The following is a 22,355-nucleotide window of genomic DNA, read 5'->3' on the forward strand; positions in this document are numbered from 1 at the left end:
GCATGAATTCGAGGCGGCTCAAGCATGTGTGGAGCGGCCCCTCCGGGATGGGCTGGCTTATAACCCGGAAAAATTTTCACGACGAAATAAGAAAAGGGGAAAAAGATGCCTCGTTCCTTGCAGCTCCGAAACCTATACCGTATGGCGGATAAATTCAAGCGCGTATTTAAATTGGACGGTTTGGCGGAGACTTCTTTCATTTCAACTGCGCGATTGAAAGGATACTCTCCCGACCTGATTCACCAGATCGCGGCGACCTTCTGGCCCGAAGGCTACGCGGCGGGATGCATGAAGGGCAAATGGTGCATCCTGCCTTCGTAATCTAAGCCGGAACGGGCGCGCGAACGGAAAGGCCCCCGACGGGTTGAGGGTAATGAGGAACAGGAGAAAGACCTTTTCAACCTTCCCGCAAAATTCCATGAATCCGCTTCCTTCAAGCCTTAAGAATGGCGGAGACGTAAGCCATAAGTGCAGGCAATCGCATTAATCTTCGCTTTCGGACGGGACGCCCGTATTTCCTGTTTCGTAGTAACCAATATTTTGAAAAGGGATATAGACTCTTTTTCGTTTTTTGGTATATTTTTTATAGTAGCGTCTCTTTAGCGATTGCTATTCGAATTTGGGAGGAATTGCCATGAAAAAAAGAGAATTGGGTTTTACTCTCATCGAACTTCTTATTGTTGTCGCCATTATCGGGATCCTAGCGGCCATCGCCGTTCCGAATTTTCTCAATGCGCAGACGCGAGCGAAAATCGCGCGCGTGCAAAGCGATCAAAAATCCTTCGGTATGGCGATGGAAATGTATCAGTTGGACAACAACGATTATCCCTGGATCGATCTGATCCGGTGGGGAACCAATCCTCTCGAATGCCGCTGGACGGCATTGACAACGCCGATTCCATACATTAACGGCTTTCCGCAGGATCCTTTCGGCGATTACGATACTCCCAATGGCCTAAGCTGGGTTACGCAAACCGGCGGCCAGTGGAAATATCGCACTTATGATCTCTGGGTGGCCAAGCCGGGATTGGCGCATTGGGGGTGGATGACGACGGCGATTAATTCGGTTCCCTTGCCGCAATCGACGCGTTATTATTACGCTTCCCAAGGGCCCGATAAGCGGGCGGAAGCGGATTTCAGCTCGGCGGGCATCCCCTTCGACGCCAGCAATGGCTTAACCAGCCGTGGCGACATCTACTTCGCCGGTCCGGGATTCTTGACGAACGAGAATCATTAAGTTTGCCCTTAAAATAAAGATTTTGGATGAAGAGGAAGCGCCGGAAGATTTCGGCGCTTCTTTGCGTATCCACGATTGACGTTTTTCAACATTCGCGTCATTGACGGAAAAGAAAGCGGCGATTTCCTTGACTATTCGTTTCTATCCAATAACAATATAACGATATCCGGGAATAATCTGGGATTAAAACCATTTCCGCCAACAATGGTTTAGCCTTGTCAAAGGCTCTAGCCTATGCGCGCTTTTTTCTTGCAGCGTTAGGGCGGCTCTTCCTTTGGAAATGGGTTTGCAATCCAACGAGTCAAGAATGGCCGGGAATTATTTATCTGTCTTTCCGCAGGTAATAAACTCCATTCCCTTCTTACCCTCCAGGGAATTCCACGATCGTATCGGAACAAGATAACGAATCGATTCTTAATCGCTTCATCCACCACCCCGCAAAGGAGCTCTTTCCATGTTGTACCTTAAAAAAGGCATTCTCATTGGCGTTATGGCGTTGTTGACGTTTTCTCTTTCCACCTATGGAGCGGAACAGGAGGCCGCCGATAAGGCCGCTCCCGAAAAGAAAACCGACGATCCCGTCGTCTGTAAAGTAAATGCGAAGGAGATAAAAGAATCGCAAATATTGGAACAGATTCAGGCTCAACTTCGTCAAATGGGCGGACAAGTTACTCCCGATGTCCGGGAAAAAGCCAACACGTTGTTGTTCAATGAATCGATGAATACGTTGATCAGCATAAATCTATTGAAACAAAAAGCGGAAGAACAGAAACTGAAAGTCGAGAAGGAAGACGTCGATAAACAAATCGAAGAAATCAAAGCCAGTCTTCCCGCCAACATGAAACTCGAAGACGCTCTCGCCTCCAGCAATATGACGGAAGAAGACCTGCGCAAACAAATTCAAACCGGCGACCAACTGCTTTATAAGAAAGTGATTGATCGAAATATCAAGAAGCCGGAAGCTCCGACGGAAAAGGATATAAAGGATTTCTACGATAAGAATCCCGCGTCTTTCCAAGAAAAAGTCCACGCTTCCCATATCCTTCTGCAATTTCCCAAAGACGGTTCGGTGACCGAGGCGCAGAAAAAGGAACTGAATACCAAACTAGCCGCTATCCGCGCCGACATCCAAAGCGGCAAGATTAAATTCGAAGACGCGGCCAAGCAATACTCCGATTGCCCTTCCAAACAAAAAGGCGGCGATCTGGGATTGTTTCAACGCGGACAGATGGTTCCCGAATTCGAAAAGGCCGCCTTCGACGCCAAAGTCGGAGACCTGACGGATATCGTGGAAACGAAATTCGGTTACCACATCATTAAAGTGACCGACCGGCAAAAACCCAATTTAGAAACGGAAAAAGAGAAAATTGGAAAGTATCTCGAAACGCAGAAATACAACCAAGCCACTCGCGATTATCTGGATCTGTTGAAGAAAGAAGCCAAGATCGAGCGCGTCATGAGCGAAGCGGATTGGGAGGCGCGCAACGCTCCCAAAGAACAAGCGCCCAAACAAGGCGTCCAGATCGATCCCGAAGCCTTAAAGAAAATGATCGATAAACAATAATTCGCAACCGGATAATACCAATCTGCTTTGAGATTGTCGCTTTTCAAATTCCTCTCCCAAGATTGGGAGAGGTTAGGTGAGGGTTGATATTATTAGACTTATTATTCCCTCACCCTTACCCTCTCCCAGAGGGCGAGGGAATATATAAGCAATAATCCTAACGCATACTGGTATAACAGGAAAAAGGCGGTCGATAAGACCGCCCTTTTTTTGCGTGTTTTATTGTCTGTATCTAGATATCAAGGATGAAAGGATGTCCATGATTTTTTTATCTTGAAAATCCTGGAAATCCTGACCATCTTGATTCAGACAAAGATAGAATCGCGCCAATTCGAACTTAACGCACTTCTCATATTAAAAGCATTGCCGATTACAGGAGAGTAAGTATAATCATAAGCTTAGACAATTATTCGGCGGCTTTGCCTCTAGTGTTGGATAGGCCGATTTTTGGGGTCTAACTTTTCAAACTAAACGCATCCTTTTTCGATAGAACGATAAGCATAGATGAAACCCTCGTTCTTGGGCGGGGGTTTTTCTGCGGAATGAGTATTTACGATGAAAACCATGATGCAAAATCCCAATTTGCGCAATATCGCCATCATCGCCCACGTCGATCACGGCAAAACCACTTTGGTCGATTACATGTTCAAGCAAAGCGGCGCCTTCCGCGAGAATCAGGCCGTGGAAGAACGGATCATGGACAGCATGGACCTGGAGCGCGAACGAGGCATTACCATCGCCGCCAAGAATTGCTCCGTCCGTTGGAACAATACGAAAATCAATATTCTCGATACGCCGGGCCACGCCGACTTCGGCGGCGAAGTGGAACGCGCCCTGATGATGGTCGACGGCGCCATTTTGCTGGTGGACGCTTCGGAGGGGCCGCTTCCGCAAACCCGCTTCGTTTTGAAGAAGGCTTTGGACAATAAACTCAAGATCATCGTGGCCGTCAATAAGATCGACCGCAAGGATGCGCGGCCCCAAGAAGTATTGAATGAAATTTACGACCTTTTTATCGATTTGGACGCCAACGAAGAACAAATCGAATTTCCCGTTCTTTTCGCCATTGGGCGGGAGGGAATCGCTCAACGCAGTTTGGAAGAGAAAGGCGAAAATCTTCATCCCCTTTTCGAAACGATCCTGAAGGAAATTCCTCCTCCCGCCTTCGATCCGGACGAGCCGTTTCAAATGTTGGTTTCCGATCTGGATTATTCGGAATATTTGGGAAGGCTGGCCATCGGCAAAATCGCCAATGGCGCCGCTCATTGCAACGATAGTTTGGTCTGCCTTGACGGCAACGGCAAAGCCAAACCGCTGCGCGTAGTCAAACTGGCGGTTTATGAAGGCATCAAACTGAAAGACGTGGAGAGCGTGGAGACGGGAGATATCGCCATCCTGGCGGGAATCGACGACGTTCATATCGGCGATACGATCTGCAACCGCCAAACTCCTAAAGCCTTGAAGCGCATCACGGTTGACGAACCCACCGTCAGCATGAAATTCGCCAACAACTCCTCTCCCTTTTCGGGCAAGGAAGGCAAATTCGTCCAATCCACGAAAATCCGCGAACGGCTCTTCAAGGAGACGCTCAGCGACGTTTCGCTGCAAGTGGAAGAGACGGACGACGCCAACGTATTAATGGTCAAAGGGCGCGGGGAATTTCAAATGGTGATCTTGATCGAAACATTGCGGCGGGAAGGCTTCGAACTGGCCGTGGGCAGGCCGCAGGTGATCTTCAAATACAAAAACGGAATGCTGCAGGAACCGATCGAACACCTTTTTGTGGACTGCGACGAAACGTTCGTCGGCGTAGTGACGGAAAAACTATCTCAACGCAAAGGACGGATGATCAACCTCGTCAATCATGGAACCGGACGGGTGCGCACGGAATTTTCTATTCCTTCGCGCGGGCTAATCGGTTACCGCAACGAATTTCTAACCGATACCAAGGGCACGGGCATCATGAATTCTTACCTGCAAGGCTACGAGGAGCATCGGGGCGATTTCGTTACGCGCCTGACCGGCTCCATCGTCTCCGACCGCCAGGGGGCTGCCGTTCCCTATGCTCTGTTCAATTTGGAGCCGCGCGGAGTGCTTTTCGTCCGTCCAGGCGATCCCGTATACGAGGGAATGATTGTGGGAGAGCATAACCGGGACAACGATCTCAACGTCAATCCTTGCAAGGAAAAGAAACTAAGCAATATGCGCAGTTCGGGAAAGGACGAAGCCGTGGTTCTGACGCCCGTCATTCCCATGACCTTGGAAAAAGCCATCGAGTTCATCAAAGAAGACGAGATGGTGGAAGCGACGCCCAAGTCGGTAAGACTGCGAAAAACCATACTTCCAGCCAACCAGCGAAAACCGTGATTCTTCGATTCAACTCGGCCTAATAACTGGAATTCCTGTCGATTCGTTGGACGAACGAATCGTCAAGTCATTTTTTCCTATTGGTATCCGGTGAAATCAATGGGGATATGGCTTCGTTTATTGCTTGAAGATACAGTGTATCTCTCGTAGTTACATGATTAGCGTTTTTTCTTTCTTCACCGATAAAAATTTGCATCTTTCTCTCCCCCGCATCATCTCTCCTTGAGCCATAAATCCTTCATTGCGAAGTAGTTATCGAAATTATTACTTTTTCGTCTCACAATCGTTTATTATGGTTTCTTTTTTGCTAATATTTATTGCGGAAATTCCGAATCGACGCTCATGATTGAGAATCGTCGTTTTCATGACGCCACTTTCACAAAACAAAGGATGCCGCTATGAAGAGAAATTGGTTCTGTTTAACAGTGTTGGGGATTTTCGTACTCGGCTTGCCGGGCATAACGCGGGCGCAAACAAGTAATCTGGCTGGAAATTGGAAACTTACGACATTTGTGAGCGGTTCCGAATATGGCGTGATGTCCATCGACGCTTCGGGCGTAACCCAGTGCACGGAAGCCATCGTTCATGAGTTGACCGGTGAGGATTTACATTTCGATTTGATTCAACAAGGACGTTTGCAGGTCGGCGAGGAAGGTTCCGTAATCTACGCGGCGGGGGGAATCGCCTCGGCGTCGGAAAATAGCGCTTACCGGGTGACCGTGGAAGCGGCGGGAGCGGGTTTGGTTTCTCCCGCCTCGAATATGATCGCCGGAGTGTGGACGGAAAATCAAGTTTATACGAAACTCATCGTCCCTCTCGAAGTGTTCAGTGCGACGCCGGTTCCATTTCTACTGATAAAAGAAGGCTCGATTCCGGAACTGCCCGGCCTGATCGTGCAGGAGGCGGCGGGTAACTGGAACGTCACGCTGAATGGCTCCACATTGGAGATCGGTTGGACCGGCGGCGTTACTCTCAACACCAACGGGACATTGATCGGTTTTTTGATCGATAAGCGCGGTCCTATCGATCGCACTATTCCCTCGGTAGGATTTTTCACGTTGTCTGAGACAGGCGAGTTCGCTTTCGAATTCTCCGCCACGGTGGATATTCCCAATCTGGGCGGTAAAACCGTTACCATTTCCGGTTCAGGAACGATCGGCGAAGATCGAAAAACCATTCAAGGAACGTGGACATTGACCATTGCTCCCGCAACGGATGGAACCAGCGGCAAAATTCGATCGACGCCATTTGTTTTGGACATTCAAGCGGACGCAACGTATTCCGGCGATTTTACCATGACGAAGGAATCCGTTACGCCGCCTGCAGAGCCTGCGCCCATACCCTCGGAATTGTCGATTCAAATCGCCTCCAGCGCCTTCGACGCCGACCGCGAGGAATGGCTGGTAATCGGCGACGCCCAGGATAATACGCAACTCCCCTTTTATCGCAATGTAGACGGGAATCCCGGAGGGTATATCGAAGCGGTGGACGACGTGTCGGGGGGAACATGGTATTGGTTCGCTCCGGTGAAATTCCTGGGTGACAAATCGGCCGCCTATGGCGGATTGCTGACCTACGATATCCGGCAATCCGATCCCACCGAACAATACGATGAAGCCGACGTTATTCTCCAAGGCGCAGCTGGATTGAGATTGTCCTACCAATTTCATAAATCGCCGGGAGTGAAATGGACCTCGTACATGGTTTCTCTTACAGAAGGGGGATGGAATGTTGTGGGAGCGTATCGAAACGCGACCAAAGCGGAAATGATAGCGGTGCTATCGACGCTGCGCGAATTGTGGATTCGGGGCGAGTATCGCAACGGCGATGACCGCGGCGGCCTGGATAACGTCATGATGATAGGAGTATCGGAATCCACGCCGATCGGAGATTGGACGATTTACTGAACGCGGGTTTTTCGCTGGACAAAAAACATATTCGCGCCTTTGCATGGGATATGCGGAGGCGCGAATTTTTTTTGAATAACATGAAATCTAACGGATAGTCGTAAAAGAGAAGAATGACATATCCATTAATCGCAATTAAAAATTAATAATATGAATTTATCGATACGCATCTCCTCTTGATGAAATCGACTTAATAAATACAACTTGGTTTACGTAATCGATGGTAAAAACGATTCTCCAATCGCCGAAACGATAACGAAGATTGCCAGCCAAAGCCCCATGCAGTGAAATAATATTATTTTTATGGAAATAGCCCTTTTCCATTGAGTCAACTATCTTATTTATTCTTTTTTGAGTTTTAGAATCAAGATGGGAATAGGTGCGATAAGCTTGGGTGGAAAGGCGTACTTCATACATTTTTACGAATATGTCTCCAAGAATGCGTCTCTCCTCGACGGACTTGTTCCATTCCTTCTTCAATCTCTCTTTTCATTTTAGAATCCGAAAGCAATTCCATAGTGGCTTCCCATTCCTCGCGAGATTTCAAATAATCGGCGAAGTCCGCTAAAAGTTCTTGTTGTTTTGAGGAAAGCAAAGGAAGCGCGTCATCCAATCTTTTTTGGATATTCGTTTTGACTTTGGGCATAGTAAATAACTCCCATTCCATCCTATTCGTTTTCCATTGGGATTGATAAAAACTAGGTGAATTTGGATTATTATACAGCCTTCGATCGGTTGCTTCCATAGAAAACAATCGTTCTTTACGGAGTAAAATTTTCCGCTATTTCTGCGAAAAGTCGGTTTTATCTTGTCTTTTTTCCCCTTTCATATTGTCCTATGGGTTGAAAAGTAATAGAATAATACATAGGAAAATTATTGAGAACTCAATAACTTCCCGGATCCTTCATCGTGGCATCGGCTCCGCATGAGAGACAAATTCGGTGAAAAAGGAGAATTTCAATGAAATTCTCGAAAAAATACGATGCGGAAATCCGGGTGCAGGTGACCAAACGCCTTCCCAAGCGGGATATCCGCAGCGTCGTCAAGGATTTCATTCGCCAAGGGCTGACCTTCGCCATTTCCCAACATGACGCCGAGTACGAAGTCTGGCGTCAAATCCTTCCGGGAGACCGCCCGCGCGTGAAAAACCGTAAGGACGGCATGATTCCGGCGGGCATTATCGAAGAGGATCGCAACGATCTGGAAGGACGGAATTTCGTTTGCGTCTGGGATCAAGGCGAGAGAGTCGAGGGAGATTTCGAAGCGATCTGATCGTTGGACGATTCGACATTCTTCCCATCCATGACGGGAAGGGTCATCCCAATTCCCATCATGACGCCCAGCCACGCCGCTGTCCGCATTTGAGCGAACATGGGTGCGAACATTTCCGCCGCGGCGAAAGCGGCGAAGGAGCAGGCGATTCCTTTGGAAACCGCTTGCAGGTATAAGTCTTGCAACGCGCCGTTTTGCCGCAGTAGACGCCTCAGAAAAGCAATATGCAGCAGAACGTAGGAAAAAAATCCGAGAATCCCCATCTTAACCGCCGCCCACAAATAGGTATTATGCACTCCCAGTAGATTCGTGCGCGATAGAAAAATTTCCATCGGCATCACTCCGCCAAGGCCAATGCCGAAGAGGGGATGGCGTTTGATGCTGATGCAGGCGTTTTGCCATTCGACGAGACGGTAATTGGCGCTGCTCTCTTTGGTGGGATGGAGAATGGATTCGAAGCGCATTCCGATAGCCTGCCACTGCCCCATAACCGTAATCAATCCCGCCATGAGAACGCCGCCCAACAGCAGCCACGCCGCCATCCGCATTTTGGCTTTCCGTCCCTGCATCCAAAAGAGCAGTAGAAGGCCCGCCGCCAAGGCGACGTAATAAGCGCGCTTGTAGGAAAAGAGAAAAGTATAGAAAACCACGGGCGTAAATAGCAGATATATCCGCTTAAAGGGAAAAGCGTATTTCCCTATGATAATAACTCCAAGAAACAAGAGATAAGTAACGAACGTCAGGGAGTCTTCCCAACCCGTAAAGATGGCTCGGATTCGCCATTTGATCTCCAGTCCTTCCCCCAAAAGATAGAGATAAGCTCCTTCCAGCGATTTTAAAATCACGGCGAAAAAGAAAAGCGAGAGAAATCCCTGCAAAGAGGCCTTGGTTCGAATCAGGTTCACAGCCAGGAAATAAGAAAGGAAGAAATGAAGCATTCGCCGGGGTTCGAATAGGCGCAGGGGATCGCCGTACAACCGGATGCAGGTGAGATACCCGATCAAGGCGGCCAATCCGAAGAGCAGGACGGAAAAGTCGAGGCGCGTTCCCGCTATTCTCCCTTGGCGTTGAATCAGCGCCGCCAGGATCAAAAAGACGAACGCCAATTCGAAAGCGTTCATGCCGATAAAAGGCAGATTGACGCGATAAATCGTAACGTCCAGTTTTTCCGTCGTAAGAAGGACGTCTTCCGAGAAGAGCGTTTCTATGGCGAAGAAAAGTCCAAAAGCCAAGTCCGGACGAGAAACAAGGAGAAAGACTCCTAAAACCGCCGCTAGAACCGCCGCCGTGGAATAGGGCGGATAGACGATCCCCGCCGCCGCCAAAACCAGGACGGCGGCGGCGAATAGCGGAGTATGGATTCGATTTATAGTATGGGATGAAGCGTCCATAAATTCCGATTCCATCCGCTTGCAAGCCTTTGATTATTCGATGCCCCAAAAGGATTGCATACTTCATGCAAGAATCAAGGAGAAGAAATGGCGCTTTTTTTGCTTCAGCGAAAAAAAGTATTATAAAATATATGATTGAATTTTTCGACATAGAAAGTAGAATTTAATTGATATTCTCAATTGCGATGATGGGGAGCCTTCGCATGTCTAGTGAAATTTTGGCAAAAGATCAATCCATTCCCCTCTGTTCCCATATCAATCATCCATACTTGGATGAGGTTCTCCAGACTTCCCCCATCGGCGTTCTCATTCTGGACGAAGAACGGCGCATTACATGGCTCAATCAGGAAGTAGAACGGATGCTTGGCCCCAGCGGCGTCGTGCGGGGTTGCGAAATATCGGCGTTATGCGAAAGGGGGGAAGACGTTCAACCGTTCAAAGAATATCTTGCGGCGCGCAACGGACGCTGCATGACTCTCGCTCTCAAACAATCGGGAGACGGGCGCATTCATGTGAAGATTCATGCCTTTCCCCGCGGGGCGGAAACGCTTCTTTATCTGGAGAATATAACGGATGTCTCGGCGTTGAGCGAAGAATTGTTCAATTTCAAATCCGCCATCAACTCCGCCGAGGACGCCATTGCGCTCTTCGATAACGATGGATTGATTTTTTATACGAATCCCGCTTTCGAGAAACAGATGCGCTGGTCCGCCGATTGCATCCTTGGCATGAATATCGATCGATTTTGGAAAGAAAGCCTCCCCCGCGAGGCTTGCGAGATCATGTGGCGGCAGATCCGCGAGAAATCCTTCTGGTCGGGAGAGGTCGTTTGCCGACGGGCTAATGGAGAATCTTTCGATGCGGACATCCGCATTACGCCCATTAAGGAGGAATCCCAAGCCGTCGCCGGCTTCATCTGCATTCAACGGGATATTTCCCGGCAGAAGAAGTTGGAAAAAGAACTTTCGATGTATTCGGAAATATTGGAAAGGAAAGTCGACGACCGCGCGACGGCGCTTTCGAAGTTGCATGAGATTTCGAAACTGTTTCACACCGAGGAGACTCTGGAAAAACGTCTTCGCCTTGTTCTCATTGCGGCAACGGCGGGGGAGACGTTTCGCTTCAATCGCGCCTTTCTTCTCCTTGTAAATGAGGAAACGCAATGGCTGGAAGGCAAAATCGCCATCGGCCCTTCCAATCCGCAAGAGGCTTCTTCCATTTGGAGCGAAATCGAAACGCTGCCCAAAGATGGCACGATCACCGGCGCTTTGCAGACTTATCTCGCTCATCCCGGCCGAGGCGACCGCTACGTTAACGAACTTGTCCGGCAACTTTCCGTTCCTATGCCGCACAATTCTTCCATCTTGTTACAATCTTTGCGGAACAAGCGCAGTTATATCGTTCGCAAGAGCAAGTCGGACGTGGAGTTCGATGCGGATATTATCCATAAACTGGGATCGGACAACTTTGCCGTCGTTCCTCTTTTGGTGCGGGAAAGGCCGATCGGGGTTTTAGTCGTGGATAACGTCATCACGCAGAGGATCATCGTGGGTGAGGATCTCAAGATGCTGGACGTCCTCGGTTCGCAGGCGGCTTTAGCCATCGCCCACGCCCATGCGATCGAAGCGCTGGCTCAAAAGGTCAAAGAAACGGAACTGGCTTATTCCGAGCTGCGCTTGAGCCAGCAAAAACTGATCGAGTCGGAGAAATTCGCCGCCTTGGGACAAATGGCCGCCACCGTCGCTCACGAAATCCGCACTCCCCTGGTAGCCGTCGGCGGCTTCGCCCAACAAATGCTCAAAACGGAGGATAAATCCAAGAAAAACTATCATTACCTGCAAATCATCCGCGACGAAGCGTTGCGGTTGGAGGATGTTCTCAACCACCTACTCTATTACGCCCGGCCTTCGACGCCCTTAAAGGATGAGCAGGATATCAACCGGTTTCTCGAATCGATTCTCACTTTTATGAAGGCGGAAAGCGATTTCAACAATATTAAAGTGGAGTTGCGTTTCGATCATAATCTCCCGCCCATTCGCTTCGACCGCAATCAAATGCGTCAGGTGATGATTAATATTTTCAAAAATGCTTTTCAATCGATGGAAAAAGGAGGTACACTTACTATAGCAACTCGCAGCGACGAGGAATGGATTTATTTGGAAATCCGCGATACGGGCGAAGGCATCGCCCCGGAGCATTTGAATCGCATCTTCGAGCCGTTCTATTCCACGAAGCATTCCGGAACGGGATTGGGATTGCATGTATCTCAACGAATCGTAGCCAGCCATGGAGGAAACCTTTCGATTACGAGCCGATTAAGAGAAGGGACAACCGCGCTTATACGACTACCCAGAAAGGGGGATCATTCCCAATGAAGAAAATACTCATCGTCGATGATGAAGAAAATTTGAGGGAATTGTACCGGGTGGAACTCATGGACGAGGGCTTTGAAGTCATTACGGCGAAAAATGGATTCGAGGGCGTTGAGAAGTGCGAAAACGAAAATCCTGATTTGGTCATCGTCGATATCCGAATGCCGGGCATGGACGGTTTGGAGACGATTTCCCGCATCCTTAATTTGAACCGGAAGCGTCCCATCATTATTCATTCCGCCTATCCCCATTACCAAGACAATTTCTTAAGTTGGAACGCGGATGCGTTCGTCGTCAAATCCAGCAATATGGAAGAACTCAAATGCCGGGTGAACGACTGCCTGGCGAGTTTCAATTCCAACTAATTCCTAATCTAGCCGATTAATAACGACGTTCCGAGATCGTGGAAGTAAAAGAAAGGCTCGCTCCGAGCCTTTTCTTTTTGGATATTTATTAACGAATCGAATAGTCCGCCTTTGCGGCGCGTGGATGATTCTTCCACTTTTTCGGAAGAAAAAGAATGCCATAATGATGGCGTTCAAGCCATAAGGGAATAAGAAAAGAGATGGAACGCTTTCGGCCATTGGGAATCATGGTTATGAGGACGAAACGGGAATGTATCGCATCGCCTCCTCGATGTTAAGCAAAACGTTGACGATCATATTGGCGGGAGGACAAGGAGAGCGCCTCTATCCATTGACAAAAGACCGGTCCAAGCCCTCTGTGCCTTTCGCCGGAGGATTCCGCATCGTCGATTTTACTCTTTCCAATTGCATCAATTCCGGTTTAAGACATATCTTTTTATTGACGCAATACAAATCCCAGTCATTAAACCGGCATATTCGCGACGGATGGAATATTCTCAACCGCGAGTTGCGGGAATTCGTCGAATCCGTTCCCCCGCAAAAGAGAACCCATACCAGCTGGTATGAAGGGACGGCGGACGCCATATGCCAGAACATCTACCTGCTCGAACAATTTAAGCCCGACCGCGTGCTCATCCTTTCCGGCGATCATATTTACCGCATGGATTATCTGCAAATGCTCGCCTTTCACGTCGAAAAAGGAGCGGACGCGACGATCGCCAGTTGCGAGTATCCCCGCGAGCAATCGAGTTCTTTCGGAGTGCTCCAAGTGGATGAGAACGACCGCGTGCTCCGCTTCGTCGAGAAGCCGTCCGATCCTCCTCCCCTTCCGGGCAAAAGCGATCGCTCCCTCGTCAACATGGGAGTGTACGTCTTCAATACGCCCATTCTGGTCCGCGCCGTCATCGACGACAGCAAGCGGGACGGTTCCATTCACGATTTGGGGAAAGACGTTTTCCCGCGTTTGACGGAAGGACGGGAGACAAAACTCTATTCCTACTCCTTTAACCGCCAGGCCCCCCACCCTTATTGGCGCGACGTCGGCCATATCTCCAGTTACTTTGAGGCCAATATGGAAATGCTGCGGCAGCCCCCGGCCGTCGATCTTTTTTCGAAAGAATGGCCTTTCCGTACGGACATCTATCAATATCCGCCTTCTTTCTTCCATTTGGAAACGCCGGGCAAGAATCGCATCCAACGTTCCATCGTCGGAGCGGGATGCCGCATCGAAGGAGAATTGGACCGTTGCGTTTTTTCGCCGTCCGTCGCCGTGGGGGCGGGAAGTATATTGGAAAGCTGCATAGTTTTCCATAATGTCGTCATTGGGCGCGGCTGCCGCATCAAAAACGCCATCATCGACAAAAACGCCGTCATTCCCGACGGCTGCGTGATCGGATACGATCCCGATACGGACAGCCGCCAATTCACCGTTACGCCGGAAAAGATCGTCGTCATCCCTAAAGATATGATTGTGGAGTATATCTGACGATTGTTTTGAGGATGCGGGCATATTTCTAAGCCCTTTTTGAAATGGAAATGATTGTCTCTCATAACATGTCTGGGAGTGCAGTATGATTTATTATTTCAGGATTGCGGCGTTTCTAAAGATAAATGAAACCTCGACATTTATTTAAAAAGAGGTAAAATAAAAAGCGCCATCGGGATGTTGGCATTGACCGCCCGCCCACTGCGAAAATCGATTCGCCATACAATCCGGCCATCCTGGCCGTCATTACAATCATCGATATAGTCTAAAATTCAGGGTAAGACAAAGCCAATGGGCGTTATAGGAACAACCGAAATTATCATTATCTTTGCGGTGGCCCTCATCGCTTTCGGCCCCAACCGTCTTCCGGAATTGGCGCGAACCATCGCCAAATTCATGAAGATGTTCCGCGATGCCAGCCGCGAATTGCAGAACCAGTTGAATGTCAACGATTGGGATCTGGATAGACCTTCGCGGCCTTATACGCCTCCGAAATCCTCTTCGGAAGGCTACGGCGGATCCAACGGCGAAATCGGCAACGCCGCTTCCAGCTCCAGCGGCGATTACCATTACGGGCAAGATGGCTATGGGTATGGAAGCGAGAGCGCCGGCGAGGCTTCCGCTGCCAGCGCGGAAACTTCCGCTCCCGCCGCGGAAGAGGATATCGTCGCCGATCCCGCCAAAGACGGGGATACTAAACGCTATTCGCGCGAAACACAGGAATAATCTGGAGAATCAGGTTCATCGATATGGTTGCCGAACAGACCGCTCAAGATCCAACAAAACGCGAAAAACCGTTCTACGACGAAGAGGAAGAGTTAGGCGGCGCCATGACGTTTTTGGAGCACCTCGGCGAATTGCGGGAACGGCTGATCCGCACTCTTGTCGCGCTCGGCATCGCTTTCGTAGTATGCTTCACTTTTTCCGAACGTTTACTGCAAATGTTTTTTTTCTGCATTCCCGAAGGTGTCACGCTGCAAGCGACCAGCCCCGTTGAAACGCTCATTACCGAATTAAAAATTTCCTTGGTAGGCGGAATCTTCATCGCCTTTCCCATCATTTTTTATCAAGCGTGGATGTTCGTTGCGCCGGGATTGTATAAAAGAGAGAAAAAAATCGTATTGCCTTTGATCGCCTCCGCTTGGTTTTGCTTCGTTTTCGGAGGCATTTTCTGTTACTATGCGACCTTCCGATTTACGCTGCAATTTTTGGAGAGCATTACGCCGGGATTCATTTCGAGCGACTGGAAGATCAGCGAATTCGTCTCCTTTTCTTTGAATTTCATTCTCGCTTTTGGTTTAGTATTCGAAGAGCCTGTATTGATTCTGCTCTTGGCGAGAATCGGTTTGGTAACGCAAAAAATGCTTTGGAATTTTTTCCCCTACGCTTTGATCATCATGTTCACCGTGGCAGCGGTCATTACTCCGCCCGATCCTATCAGCCAAATCGTATGCGCCGTGCCCTTGGTGATTCTGTACGTGCTATCGGTTTTCGTCGTCCACGGAATCGAGAAAAAAAGCGAGGTGGAAGAAATTGGATAAAGTTGCCCAGGAACAACTACGCTCTCTGATCGAAGGAAGAAACATCCTGGTTACGGGGGGTACTGGAACCATCGGAAGCGAGATCGTCCGGCAGCTGATTCCCTACAAGCCCCGCATCATACGGTTATTGAGCCGGGACGAATTCAAACAATCCCAACTGCGTTATCAACTCCAAAAATACAATTTCATACGTTATCTTCTGGGCGATGTGCGGGATTTGGATCGTCTACGGCGCGCTTTCGAAAGCGTCCATCTCGTCTTTCACGCCGCTGCTCTCAAGCGCATCGAATCGACGGAATACGATCCCTTCGAGGCGGTCAAAACCAACGTCCTGGGTACGCAGAACGTCATCACGGCTACGTTGGAAAGCCCCACCGTAGAACGGGTCGTCTCCATCAGCACCGACAAAGCGGTCAACGTTACTTCCACGATGGGCGCAACGAAACTGCTGGCGGAACGGCTGGTCGGCTGGGCGTCTTTCTATCGCCGCGAACCGCATAAGACGCTCTGCTCCGTCCGGTTCGGCAACGTACTGGATTCGCGGGGATCGGTGATTCCGTTGTGGCGGGAGCAGATCCGACACGGCGGCCCGTTGACGCTCACTCATGAGAAAATGCGCCGCTTCTTTATGTCCATTCCCAACGCGGTTCATCTGGTGCTGCGAGCCGCCGCTCACGCCACCGGCGGCGAAGTCTATATTTTGCGGATGAAGTCCGTCATTATTCGCGATTTAGCGGAAGTGATGATCGAAGAATTGGCGCCCCAATACGGGCGTTCGCCCAAAGAGATCGAAATCCTAATATCCGGCGCCGCGCCCGGCGAAAAGTTAGACGAAGACCTGCTCGCCCCCAACGAGATCGACCGTACTTTTATGGTGGACCAAGATATCGCTTTTATCGCGCCCGCCCATCGCGCGGATGAATACAGTCTGCATCGATTGAAGAATTTCGAAGGCTATACCTCCAGCACCAATCCCATCGGCAAGGCCGAACTGCGCGATTATCTCAAACAGGAGGGCATTCTTTAGGCGTTCTATCCAAACCGTTCCATGCAGCGATCCATCCGCTTTCTATCGAACTGGCTTCTCCGGCGGAAATCCGGGCGTCTCTCATGATCGAAACTTATCCTCAAGCGTATTCCTTTCTTTATTCCTTCGTCTCTTACGAACACAAAATCGGCTGGAATTATTCCGAGAAGACGCTCAATCTGAAGCGCTGCCGCCAATTCTTGCAGCGGCTCGGCGATCCGCAAAAAGAGATTCGGCCTATTCATGTCGCGGGCAGCGACGGCAAAGGCTCTACTTGCGCCATGATTTCCGCCGCGCTGCAAGCGATGGGATTCCGCGTCGGTCTCTTCGTCTCTCCCCACCTGGAACACGTCCGCGAGAGAATTTCCATCAACGGCCAATGGATATCCGAAGAAGATTTCGCCCGCTGGACGGAATTTTTGCGGCGCAGGATGGAAGAGATGCCGCCTTTTCCCGGCGGCTACGCCACGTTTTTCGAACTGCTTACAGCGATGGCTTTTTTGTATTTTCGGGAACAGCGGATTGATTTCTCCGTCATCGAAACCGGCTTGGGAGGAAGGCTGGATTCCACGAATGTTATGGATCCACTAGTGACGGCTATTACGCATATCTCTCTGGAACATACGGAACAGTTGGGCGATACGCTGGAAAAGATCGCCGACGAGAAACTAGGAATTACGCGCCCGAATGTCCCCATTGTTATAGGAAGTCAAGATGCGGCGCTGCTGCCGCATTTTCAACGGCGCTTGCGGAAGCAGCAGGCCAGCGTCGTATTCACGGACGAAGGCTACCGCGCCGTCTCGCTCCAAAATGGACGCCGTTATCGCACCTTATCCATTGAGAAAGTGGAGAGCGGAGAGAAGAGAATCATCCAGATTCCACTTTTCGGCCATTATCAATTGCAGAATGTATTGACCGCTATAGCGGTTTTGGATTTGATGCAGGAAGAGGGAATCGTTCCTCCGCTCGCTTCTCGAACGCTGCATCGAGGTTTGCGCCGCCTCCATTGGCCGGGACGATTCGAAATCGTACGCCGGACGGGAAAAGCGACTGTATTATTGGACGTCGCCCATACCGCTAAAGGAGCGGCATCGCTGCGCTTGTCGCTGGACGAGATTTTTCCGCATAAGAAACGGACGTTCGTCATTGGTTGCCTGCAAGGCAAGAAAATTTCCGAAATGTTGGAATCCCTGATCCGACCGCAAGACGCCGTTATCTTAACCCAAGCTCCCAGCCCTCGCGGCGAAACGATCGAGAATATTTTAAAAGCCATCGATAGATTGGATTGGGTAGCGATTCATGGTCGAATCGACAATCCCGTCGATGCCTTCCGCTATGCGGAAGCGATGACGAAAAAAAACGGTCTTCTTATCGTAACCGGATCGTTATATCTCGTAGGAGAGATAAGAAAGAGCCTGCGAGAAAAATCTTAATGTCTCATAATACTCTCCGCCGTTTATTGTGAAGTTGGGTTGGGTCGGCTCAAAGCGAAGCGTAGCCCGCCAATCTTCTGGCTGTTTTTATTATCATGAACAAAATGCAGGAAAATACTCGGCGTTTTTGTTCTTTTTTCCTTACCAAGTGGGGGAAACTATGGGCGGCGGCGTTAGTGATGGCGTTGCTAGGCATCAGTTATTTCTGGTGGATGAATTTCGGTCCGGATGCGCCGCAAATCTTTTGGGAGCGAGCGATGAACCGTTATCAAGAGGCGGAAGCGCGCGGCGGCGATTGGACGAAATCATGGCCGCTATGGGAAGCGGCGGCGCTGGCGTTAGAAAAATTCCTGCATAAATTCCCCCAACATCCCCATCGGCTGGAAGCGGCGTTGAATCTCGCCAACGCCTGCTATCAAATTGGAGACGGTCTCGAAAAGACGGAAGAGAAGGAAAGAAGCCGCGAGTATTTCCAAAGAATGGCGGACAATTACGAACGTTATCTGATCTTGGCTAACAAAACGCAGCCTCAGACCGAAGCTGACGCATCTGATGGACGACGAGCCGCTTTGTTAAGCCTCGCATTGGCTCAGCGCAAACTCGGGCATTTGGGACGCGCCGTGGAACTCATGGAAGACGCCGCCCGGCAATATCCAGATACCGCCGATGGTTTTACCGCCTGGATGGATATCGGAGACCTTTATCGGGATTGGGCAAAGATCGGTGGACAATGGACGCATGTTCTCGGCAAGGCCATATGGGCTTATGGAACCGCTCTGGAAAAGATGCCTGAAAACGATCATGCCAACCGGATACGCGCTTACGCTCGGCGAGGCGATGCGCAGCGGCAGCTGTATGAATTCGATTCGAATCAGCCTTTTTCAAAAGAAGACGCCTGTATCGCTTTGAAAGAAGCAATCTCTGAATACGAGAAAGCGGCGGAAGAAGCGAGGAAGATCGCGCCGCCCGCCGAGGCTATCCATTATCCTTCATATGCGCGTGAATTCTGCCAGACGTTAGTTAGTCTCGGCGATCTCTATTTGATAAAGGGACAAAAATTTGACTCTCGCTGGGCGCAATTGAGCGAGTCGAAGAAACAAATTCGCGACGATAATCCATTCAAGGAAAGCTTAATTAAGTCGATGGAGTCAAAATGGGAGACAAGCCAGTCCTGCGCCGAGAAAGCCTTGGCGCTATTCGAGGAAATCCTCGCTCAAAAAGAGCATTTGTTTTCCCTCGCTCTCGGCGAAACCTGTTTAGGCAAAGCGCGGGCTTATTTTCTTCTGCGCGATTATTCCCGCGCTTTGGCGGCGGGAGAGGAAGCAGTCGCCGAGGGATATCTGTTCCCGCAGGATGCGGAAGTTCGTTTGTACTACATCTTAGGCGATTCGGCGTGGGAATGCGTTCAAGCGGGAAGCGGCGGCGAGAAAAAAGCAATGCAATATTATCGACAAGCATTGGAACTCGATCTGAATTTCCCGCGCCTGGATAACGGATATCGCAGCCAAATCGCCCGCTCCCGTTTGACGGAAATGGAAAAAGCTGAATAGGACGCTGCCAAATAATATTTTGTTTATTAATGACGCTATTCACTTGATCGAATCCCACGAAGCATTTTAATAAAATACTAACAATCTACCGCGATATCATTTAAGGGGATGAGAATGAAGGTTCTACTCATTCAACCTCCATCCGGCGTGAAGATCATCGATGACGTCTATCTCAACGAACCCCTTGCTTTGGAGTATGTGGGTACGGGCTTGGCGCAGGACGGGCATGAGGTGAAGATTCACGATATACGCCTGGAATCAGACTACGAGAGCGTCTTCCTGGCTATGCAGCCCGATATCGTCGGGCTAACCGGCATCACTAGCCAATTCATGGTCATGAAAGAAATCGCCGCGCGCATTAAATCGCTGCGCCCTGAGACCGTCGTTATTGCCGGAGGGCATCATGCGACTATTGCTCCGGCGGATTTCAACGAGGCGGCCGTCGATATTCTAGCTATTGGCGAGGGAGTAGAGGCCATGAGGGAAATCACCCGGCGATTGGAATCGAAACAGCCGCTGGAGGCTGTCTCTGGCTTGGGCTTTCCGGGAAAGGAGATGCGCTTCACGGAGTCAAGGCCGCTGCGCGATTTGGACGAATTGCCATTGCCCGACCGTTCTTTGACGCAGCGATACCGCCAGCGCTATTTCAACGAATGGTACAAACCGGCGGCGTTAGTCCGTACTTCGTTGGGTTGCCCCATGCGCTGCAATTTTTGTTCGATCTGGGTGATTGCGGGAGGAAAATATTGGCGCCGCCAGCCGGAAAAGGTGGTGGAAGAGATCCAAAGGATCGATGAACCGAATATCTATTTGGCCGACGACGAATTTATGCTGGACGTCCGGCGGACGAACCGGTTGGCCGATTTGATCCATGAGGCGGGAATACGGAAACAATATTCATGTTATGTTCGAGTGGATACGATCGTCCGGCATCCGGAATTGCTGGCTAAATGGCGGGATATCGGATTGTCTACAGTATACGTTGGCTTCGAGAGTTTTTCCAACGAACGCCTGAAGGAGATGAAAAAAGACGTTACCATCGAACAGCAAGAAAAAGCCGTTAAGATTTTAAGCGGTTTAGGCATATTCAATTATGCGCAGTTCGTCGTCGATCCAAATTACGATCGAGACGATTTCAAAGCATTGACGGAATACATTCAACGCTTGAAATTGCGTTACGCTTCCTTCACGATCCTCACGCCGCAACCGGGAACTTCGCTCTACACCGAGAAGAAGAAAGACTTGACGTCGAACGATCCGAAATTGTACGACTTTCTCCACGCCGTACTGCCTACCAAACTGCCGCTGCCTGAATTCTACGCCGAATACGCCAATCTTTACATCCATTCAATCTCATTACGGGATGGACTGCGCACGCTGATGAAATACGGCCTGCGCCGCATTCCTCAGCAAATCAGGCATGGCAACCGGTTCATCGCCCAAATCCGAGAAGGCTACCGGGATCACGAAGAATGCGCTGAAATAAGCCCGAATTCTGCATTAACCGGTTAATTTCTCAGGATTGACAATAGAGTGAAAAATATGAAACTTCGTTTTGCGGAAAGAATGAGGGACGTTCCCAAATCCTTCATTCGGGAAATCCTGAAAGCGGCGGCGGATCCGAAAATCATCTCGTTCGCAGGGGGATTGCCCAATCCCGATCTGTTCCCCGTCGAAGGCGTTCAAGAAGCCTGCGCCAAAGTCTTGCGCGACGATGGGCAGAACGTTTTGCAATATACTACGACGGAAGGCTATCCGCCCTTGAGGGAATTCATCGCCGAACGATATCGCGCCAAAAAGGGGCTGGCGATTCGTCCCGACGAAATTCTTATTACCAACGGTTCGCAGCAAGGGTTGGATTTGCTGGGGAAAATTCTCCTCAACGAAGGCGACGGCGCCGTTATTGAGAAGCCGGGTTATTTAGGCGCTATTCAAGCGTTATCGATTTATAAGCCGGTTTTTCACTCCATCCCTCTGCATGACGACGGCGTTGACGCCTCCTTAGCGAAAAGGATTTTCCAGAAAAATCCCATCCAGTTATTTTACTCCGTCCCCAACTTTCAAAATCCATCCGGCGTTACCTATTCGAAAGCGGTGCGAGAAGAACTCGCCGCAGCGCTCAAAGAATACGGCGTCTTGTTCGTGGAAGACGATCCCTACGGCGAATTACGATTCATGGGTGAAGACCTGCCTTCGATGAGGAACTATCTCGACGGCGATTCGATATTGTTAGGCTCGTTTTCCAAAATCGTCGCGCCCGCCTTTAGGATGGGATGGATTTGTGCGGGAAAGGAGATTATGGAGAAACTTGTCATCGCCAAGCAGGCGGCGGACTTGCATTCCAACTCCTTCTCGCAGCGGGTGCTTTATCAATACCTCTCGGATTGCAATATCGACGATCACATCGCCGCTATACGTTGCGTTTATAAGAATCAACGCGACGCGATGGCGGAAAGCATCGATCAGTATCTGCCTTCAGAAATTCAACGCACAAATCCGGAAGGCGGCATGTTCTTATGGTTAACGCTGCCGGATGGCGCGTCCTCCATGATGTTGTTCCAAGCCGCTGTGGAACGGAACGTCGCCTTCGTACCCGGTTATCCCTTTTACGTAGACGGCGGCGGCGAGAATACTTTGCGGCTCAATTATTCCAACGCGGACGAATCGACGATTAAGGAAGGAATTCAACGCCTGGCGCAGGCGTGGGTGAGGATGGGGTTGTAAGTTTATCGGTTATTTGATGAAAGTTCAATATTGTTTGTAATCTCCCCAAAGGGAATATTTTTCCGTATAATCGGTATAAATGGTAAATGAAGGTTCAATACATAATTTTTTATAAAGGA

General features: G+C 49.8%; 19 protein-coding genes. 16 read left to right on the forward strand and 3 right to left on the reverse strand.

Annotated features, from left to right (window positions below; translation table 11 throughout):
• Window positions 1–105 precede the first annotated feature (105 nt).
• The 5 genes from AB1656_06900 (at window position 106) to AB1656_06920 (ending at window position 7,075) form a co-directional block, all read left to right on the forward strand.
• Window positions 106–321 (forward strand): hypothetical protein, encoded by a 216-nt coding sequence (locus AB1656_06900; protein ID MEW6235098.1) that lies wholly within the window; start codon window positions 106–108, stop codon window positions 319–321.
• Between the two features lie 313 nt (window positions 322–634).
• Window positions 635–1,237, forward strand: a complete 603-nt coding sequence (locus AB1656_06905) for a prepilin-type N-terminal cleavage/methylation domain-containing protein (protein MEW6235099.1) — start codon at window positions 635–637, stop codon at window positions 1,235–1,237.
• Window positions 1,238–1,691: 454 nt separating this feature from the next.
• Window positions 1,692–2,801 carry a peptidylprolyl isomerase gene (locus AB1656_06910; protein MEW6235100.1) on the forward strand — a complete coding sequence of 370 codons (1,110 nt, stop codon included), beginning with the start codon at window positions 1,692–1,694 and terminating at the stop codon, window positions 2,799–2,801.
• A gap of 555 nt (window positions 2,802–3,356) precedes the next feature.
• Window positions 3,357–5,168, forward strand: coding sequence for a translational GTPase TypA (gene typA / locus AB1656_06915; protein MEW6235101.1), 1,812 nt, complete (start codon window positions 3,357–3,359; stop codon window positions 5,166–5,168).
• 398 nt (window positions 5,169–5,566) lie between these two features.
• Window positions 5,567–7,075: a laminin B domain-containing protein gene (locus AB1656_06920; protein ID MEW6235102.1), complete on the forward strand. Its 1,509-nt coding sequence runs from the start codon at window positions 5,567–5,569 to the stop codon at window positions 7,073–7,075.
• 156 nt (window positions 7,076–7,231) lie between these two features.
• Here the strand turns inward: AB1656_06920 and AB1656_06925 are convergent, their stop codons facing one another.
• Both AB1656_06925 and AB1656_06930 read right to left on the reverse strand, forming a co-directional pair.
• Window positions 7,232–7,492, reverse strand: coding sequence for a type II toxin-antitoxin system RelE/ParE family toxin (locus AB1656_06925; GenBank protein ID MEW6235103.1), 261 nt, complete (start codon window positions 7,490–7,492; stop codon window positions 7,232–7,234).
• Entirely contained in the window at window positions 7,485–7,820 is a 336-nt protein-coding gene (locus AB1656_06930) for a hypothetical protein (protein ID MEW6235104.1), read from the reverse strand. The genes AB1656_06925 and AB1656_06930 overlap by 8 nt, the downstream gene beginning before the upstream one ends.
• Window positions 7,821–8,035: 215 nt before the next feature.
• Between AB1656_06930 and AB1656_06935 the strand changes: the two genes are divergently transcribed.
• Window positions 8,036–8,347 carry a hypothetical protein gene (locus tag AB1656_06935; GenBank protein ID MEW6235105.1) on the forward strand — a complete coding sequence of 104 codons (312 nt, stop codon included), beginning with the start codon at window positions 8,036–8,038 and terminating at the stop codon, window positions 8,345–8,347.
• On the opposite strand, the gene AB1656_06940 is transcribed toward AB1656_06935, so the two are convergent.
• Complete coding sequence (locus AB1656_06940) at window positions 8,308–9,738, reverse strand: O-antigen ligase family protein (GenBank protein ID MEW6235106.1); 1,431 nt, start codon at window positions 9,736–9,738, stop codon at window positions 8,308–8,310. The genes AB1656_06935 and AB1656_06940 overlap by 40 nt on opposite strands.
• A gap of 203 nt (window positions 9,739–9,941) precedes the next feature.
• On the opposite strand from AB1656_06940, the gene AB1656_06945 reads away from it, so the two are divergent.
• The 10 genes from AB1656_06945 to AB1656_06990 all read left to right on the forward strand — a co-directional run bounded on the left by AB1656_06945 (window position 9,942) and on the right by AB1656_06990 (window position 22,236).
• A complete protein-coding gene (locus AB1656_06945) occupies window positions 9,942–12,113 on the forward strand; it encodes an ATP-binding protein (GenBank protein ID MEW6235107.1) in 2,172 nt (723 codons plus the stop codon).
• On the forward strand, window positions 12,110–12,475 hold the full coding sequence (locus AB1656_06950; protein ID MEW6235108.1) for a response regulator: 366 nt from the start codon (window positions 12,110–12,112) through the stop codon (window positions 12,473–12,475). The genes AB1656_06945 and AB1656_06950 overlap by 4 nt, the downstream gene beginning before the upstream one ends.
• Window positions 12,476–12,725: 250 nt before the next feature.
• Entirely contained in the window at window positions 12,726–13,961 is a 1,236-nt protein-coding gene (gene glgC / locus AB1656_06955; GenBank protein MEW6235109.1) for a glucose-1-phosphate adenylyltransferase, read from the forward strand.
• Window positions 13,962–14,252: 291 nt separating this feature from the next.
• Window positions 14,253–14,687, forward strand: a complete 435-nt coding sequence (locus AB1656_06960) for a twin-arginine translocase TatA/TatE family subunit (protein MEW6235110.1) — start codon at window positions 14,253–14,255, stop codon at window positions 14,685–14,687.
• A gap of 23 nt (window positions 14,688–14,710) precedes the next feature.
• Window positions 14,711–15,502, forward strand: a complete 792-nt coding sequence (gene tatC, locus AB1656_06965; protein ID MEW6235111.1) for a twin-arginine translocase subunit TatC — start codon at window positions 14,711–14,713, stop codon at window positions 15,500–15,502.
• On the forward strand, window positions 15,495–16,529 hold the full coding sequence (locus tag AB1656_06970) for a polysaccharide biosynthesis protein (protein MEW6235112.1): 1,035 nt from the start codon (window positions 15,495–15,497) through the stop codon (window positions 16,527–16,529). The genes tatC and AB1656_06970 overlap by 8 nt, the downstream gene beginning before the upstream one ends.
• 83 nt (window positions 16,530–16,612) lie before the next feature.
• Window positions 16,613–17,962 carry a folylpolyglutamate synthase/dihydrofolate synthase family protein gene (locus AB1656_06975; protein ID MEW6235113.1) on the forward strand — a complete coding sequence of 450 codons (1,350 nt, stop codon included), beginning with the start codon at window positions 16,613–16,615 and terminating at the stop codon, window positions 17,960–17,962.
• A gap of 95 nt (window positions 17,963–18,057) precedes the next feature.
• The gene (locus AB1656_06980) at window positions 18,058–19,512 is read left to right on the forward strand and encodes a hypothetical protein (GenBank protein ID MEW6235114.1); all 1,455 of its coding nucleotides are present in this window, start codon (window positions 18,058–18,060) and stop codon (window positions 19,510–19,512) included.
• A 114-nt stretch (window positions 19,513–19,626) separates the two neighbouring features.
• Window positions 19,627–21,024, forward strand: coding sequence for a radical SAM protein (locus tag AB1656_06985; protein MEW6235115.1), 1,398 nt, complete (start codon window positions 19,627–19,629; stop codon window positions 21,022–21,024).
• Between the two features lie 30 nt (window positions 21,025–21,054).
• Entirely contained in the window at window positions 21,055–22,236 is a 1,182-nt protein-coding gene (locus tag AB1656_06990) for a PLP-dependent aminotransferase family protein (protein ID MEW6235116.1), read from the forward strand.
• Window positions 22,237–22,355 lie beyond the last annotated feature (119 nt).

This window comes from Candidatus Omnitrophota bacterium (assembly GCA_040755155.1).
GTDB lineage: Bacteria > Hinthialibacterota > Hinthialibacteria > Hinthialibacterales > Hinthialibacteraceae > JBFMBP01.

Bases quoted from the DNA above. Each gene is read 5' to 3' on its own strand.
- AB1656_06960 (MEW6235110.1), top strand. From the start codon at position 14,253: ATGGGCGTTATAGGAACAACCGAAATTATCATTATCTTTGCGGTGGCC.
- AB1656_06985 (MEW6235115.1), top strand. From the start codon at position 19,627: ATGAAGGTTCTACTCATTCAACCTCCATCCGGCGTGAAGATCATCGAT.
- AB1656_06910 (MEW6235100.1), top strand. From the start codon at position 1,692: ATGTTGTACCTTAAAAAAGGCATTCTCATTGGCGTTATGGCGTTGTTG.
- AB1656_06900 (MEW6235098.1), top strand. From the start codon at position 106: ATGCCTCGTTCCTTGCAGCTCCGAAACCTATACCGTATGGCGGATAAA.
- AB1656_06920 (MEW6235102.1), top strand. From the start codon at position 5,567: ATGAAGAGAAATTGGTTCTGTTTAACAGTGTTGGGGATTTTCGTACTC.
- AB1656_06940 (MEW6235106.1), bottom strand. From the start codon at position 9,738: ATGGACGCTTCATCCCATACTATAAATCGAATCCATACTCCGCTATTC.
- AB1656_06925 (MEW6235103.1), bottom strand. From the start codon at position 7,492: ATGTATGAAGTACGCCTTTCCACCCAAGCTTATCGCACCTATTCCCAT.
- AB1656_06935 (MEW6235105.1), top strand. From the start codon at position 8,036: ATGAAATTCTCGAAAAAATACGATGCGGAAATCCGGGTGCAGGTGACC.
- glgC (MEW6235109.1), top strand. From the start codon at position 12,726: ATGTATCGCATCGCCTCCTCGATGTTAAGCAAAACGTTGACGATCATA.
- AB1656_06905 (MEW6235099.1), top strand. From the start codon at position 635: ATGAAAAAAAGAGAATTGGGTTTTACTCTCATCGAACTTCTTATTGTT.
- typA (MEW6235101.1), top strand. From the start codon at position 3,357: ATGAAAACCATGATGCAAAATCCCAATTTGCGCAATATCGCCATCATC.
- AB1656_06945 (MEW6235107.1), top strand. From the start codon at position 9,942: ATGTCTAGTGAAATTTTGGCAAAAGATCAATCCATTCCCCTCTGTTCC.
- AB1656_06930 (MEW6235104.1), bottom strand. From the start codon at position 7,820: ATGGAAGCAACCGATCGAAGGCTGTATAATAATCCAAATTCACCTAGT.
- tatC (MEW6235111.1), top strand. From the start codon at position 14,711: ATGGTTGCCGAACAGACCGCTCAAGATCCAACAAAACGCGAAAAACCG.
- AB1656_06975 (MEW6235113.1), top strand. From the start codon at position 16,613: ATGATCGAAACTTATCCTCAAGCGTATTCCTTTCTTTATTCCTTCGTC.
- AB1656_06950 (MEW6235108.1), top strand. From the start codon at position 12,110: ATGAAGAAAATACTCATCGTCGATGATGAAGAAAATTTGAGGGAATTG.
- AB1656_06980 (MEW6235114.1), top strand. From the start codon at position 18,058: ATGAACAAAATGCAGGAAAATACTCGGCGTTTTTGTTCTTTTTTCCTT.
- AB1656_06990 (MEW6235116.1), top strand. From the start codon at position 21,055: ATGAAACTTCGTTTTGCGGAAAGAATGAGGGACGTTCCCAAATCCTTC.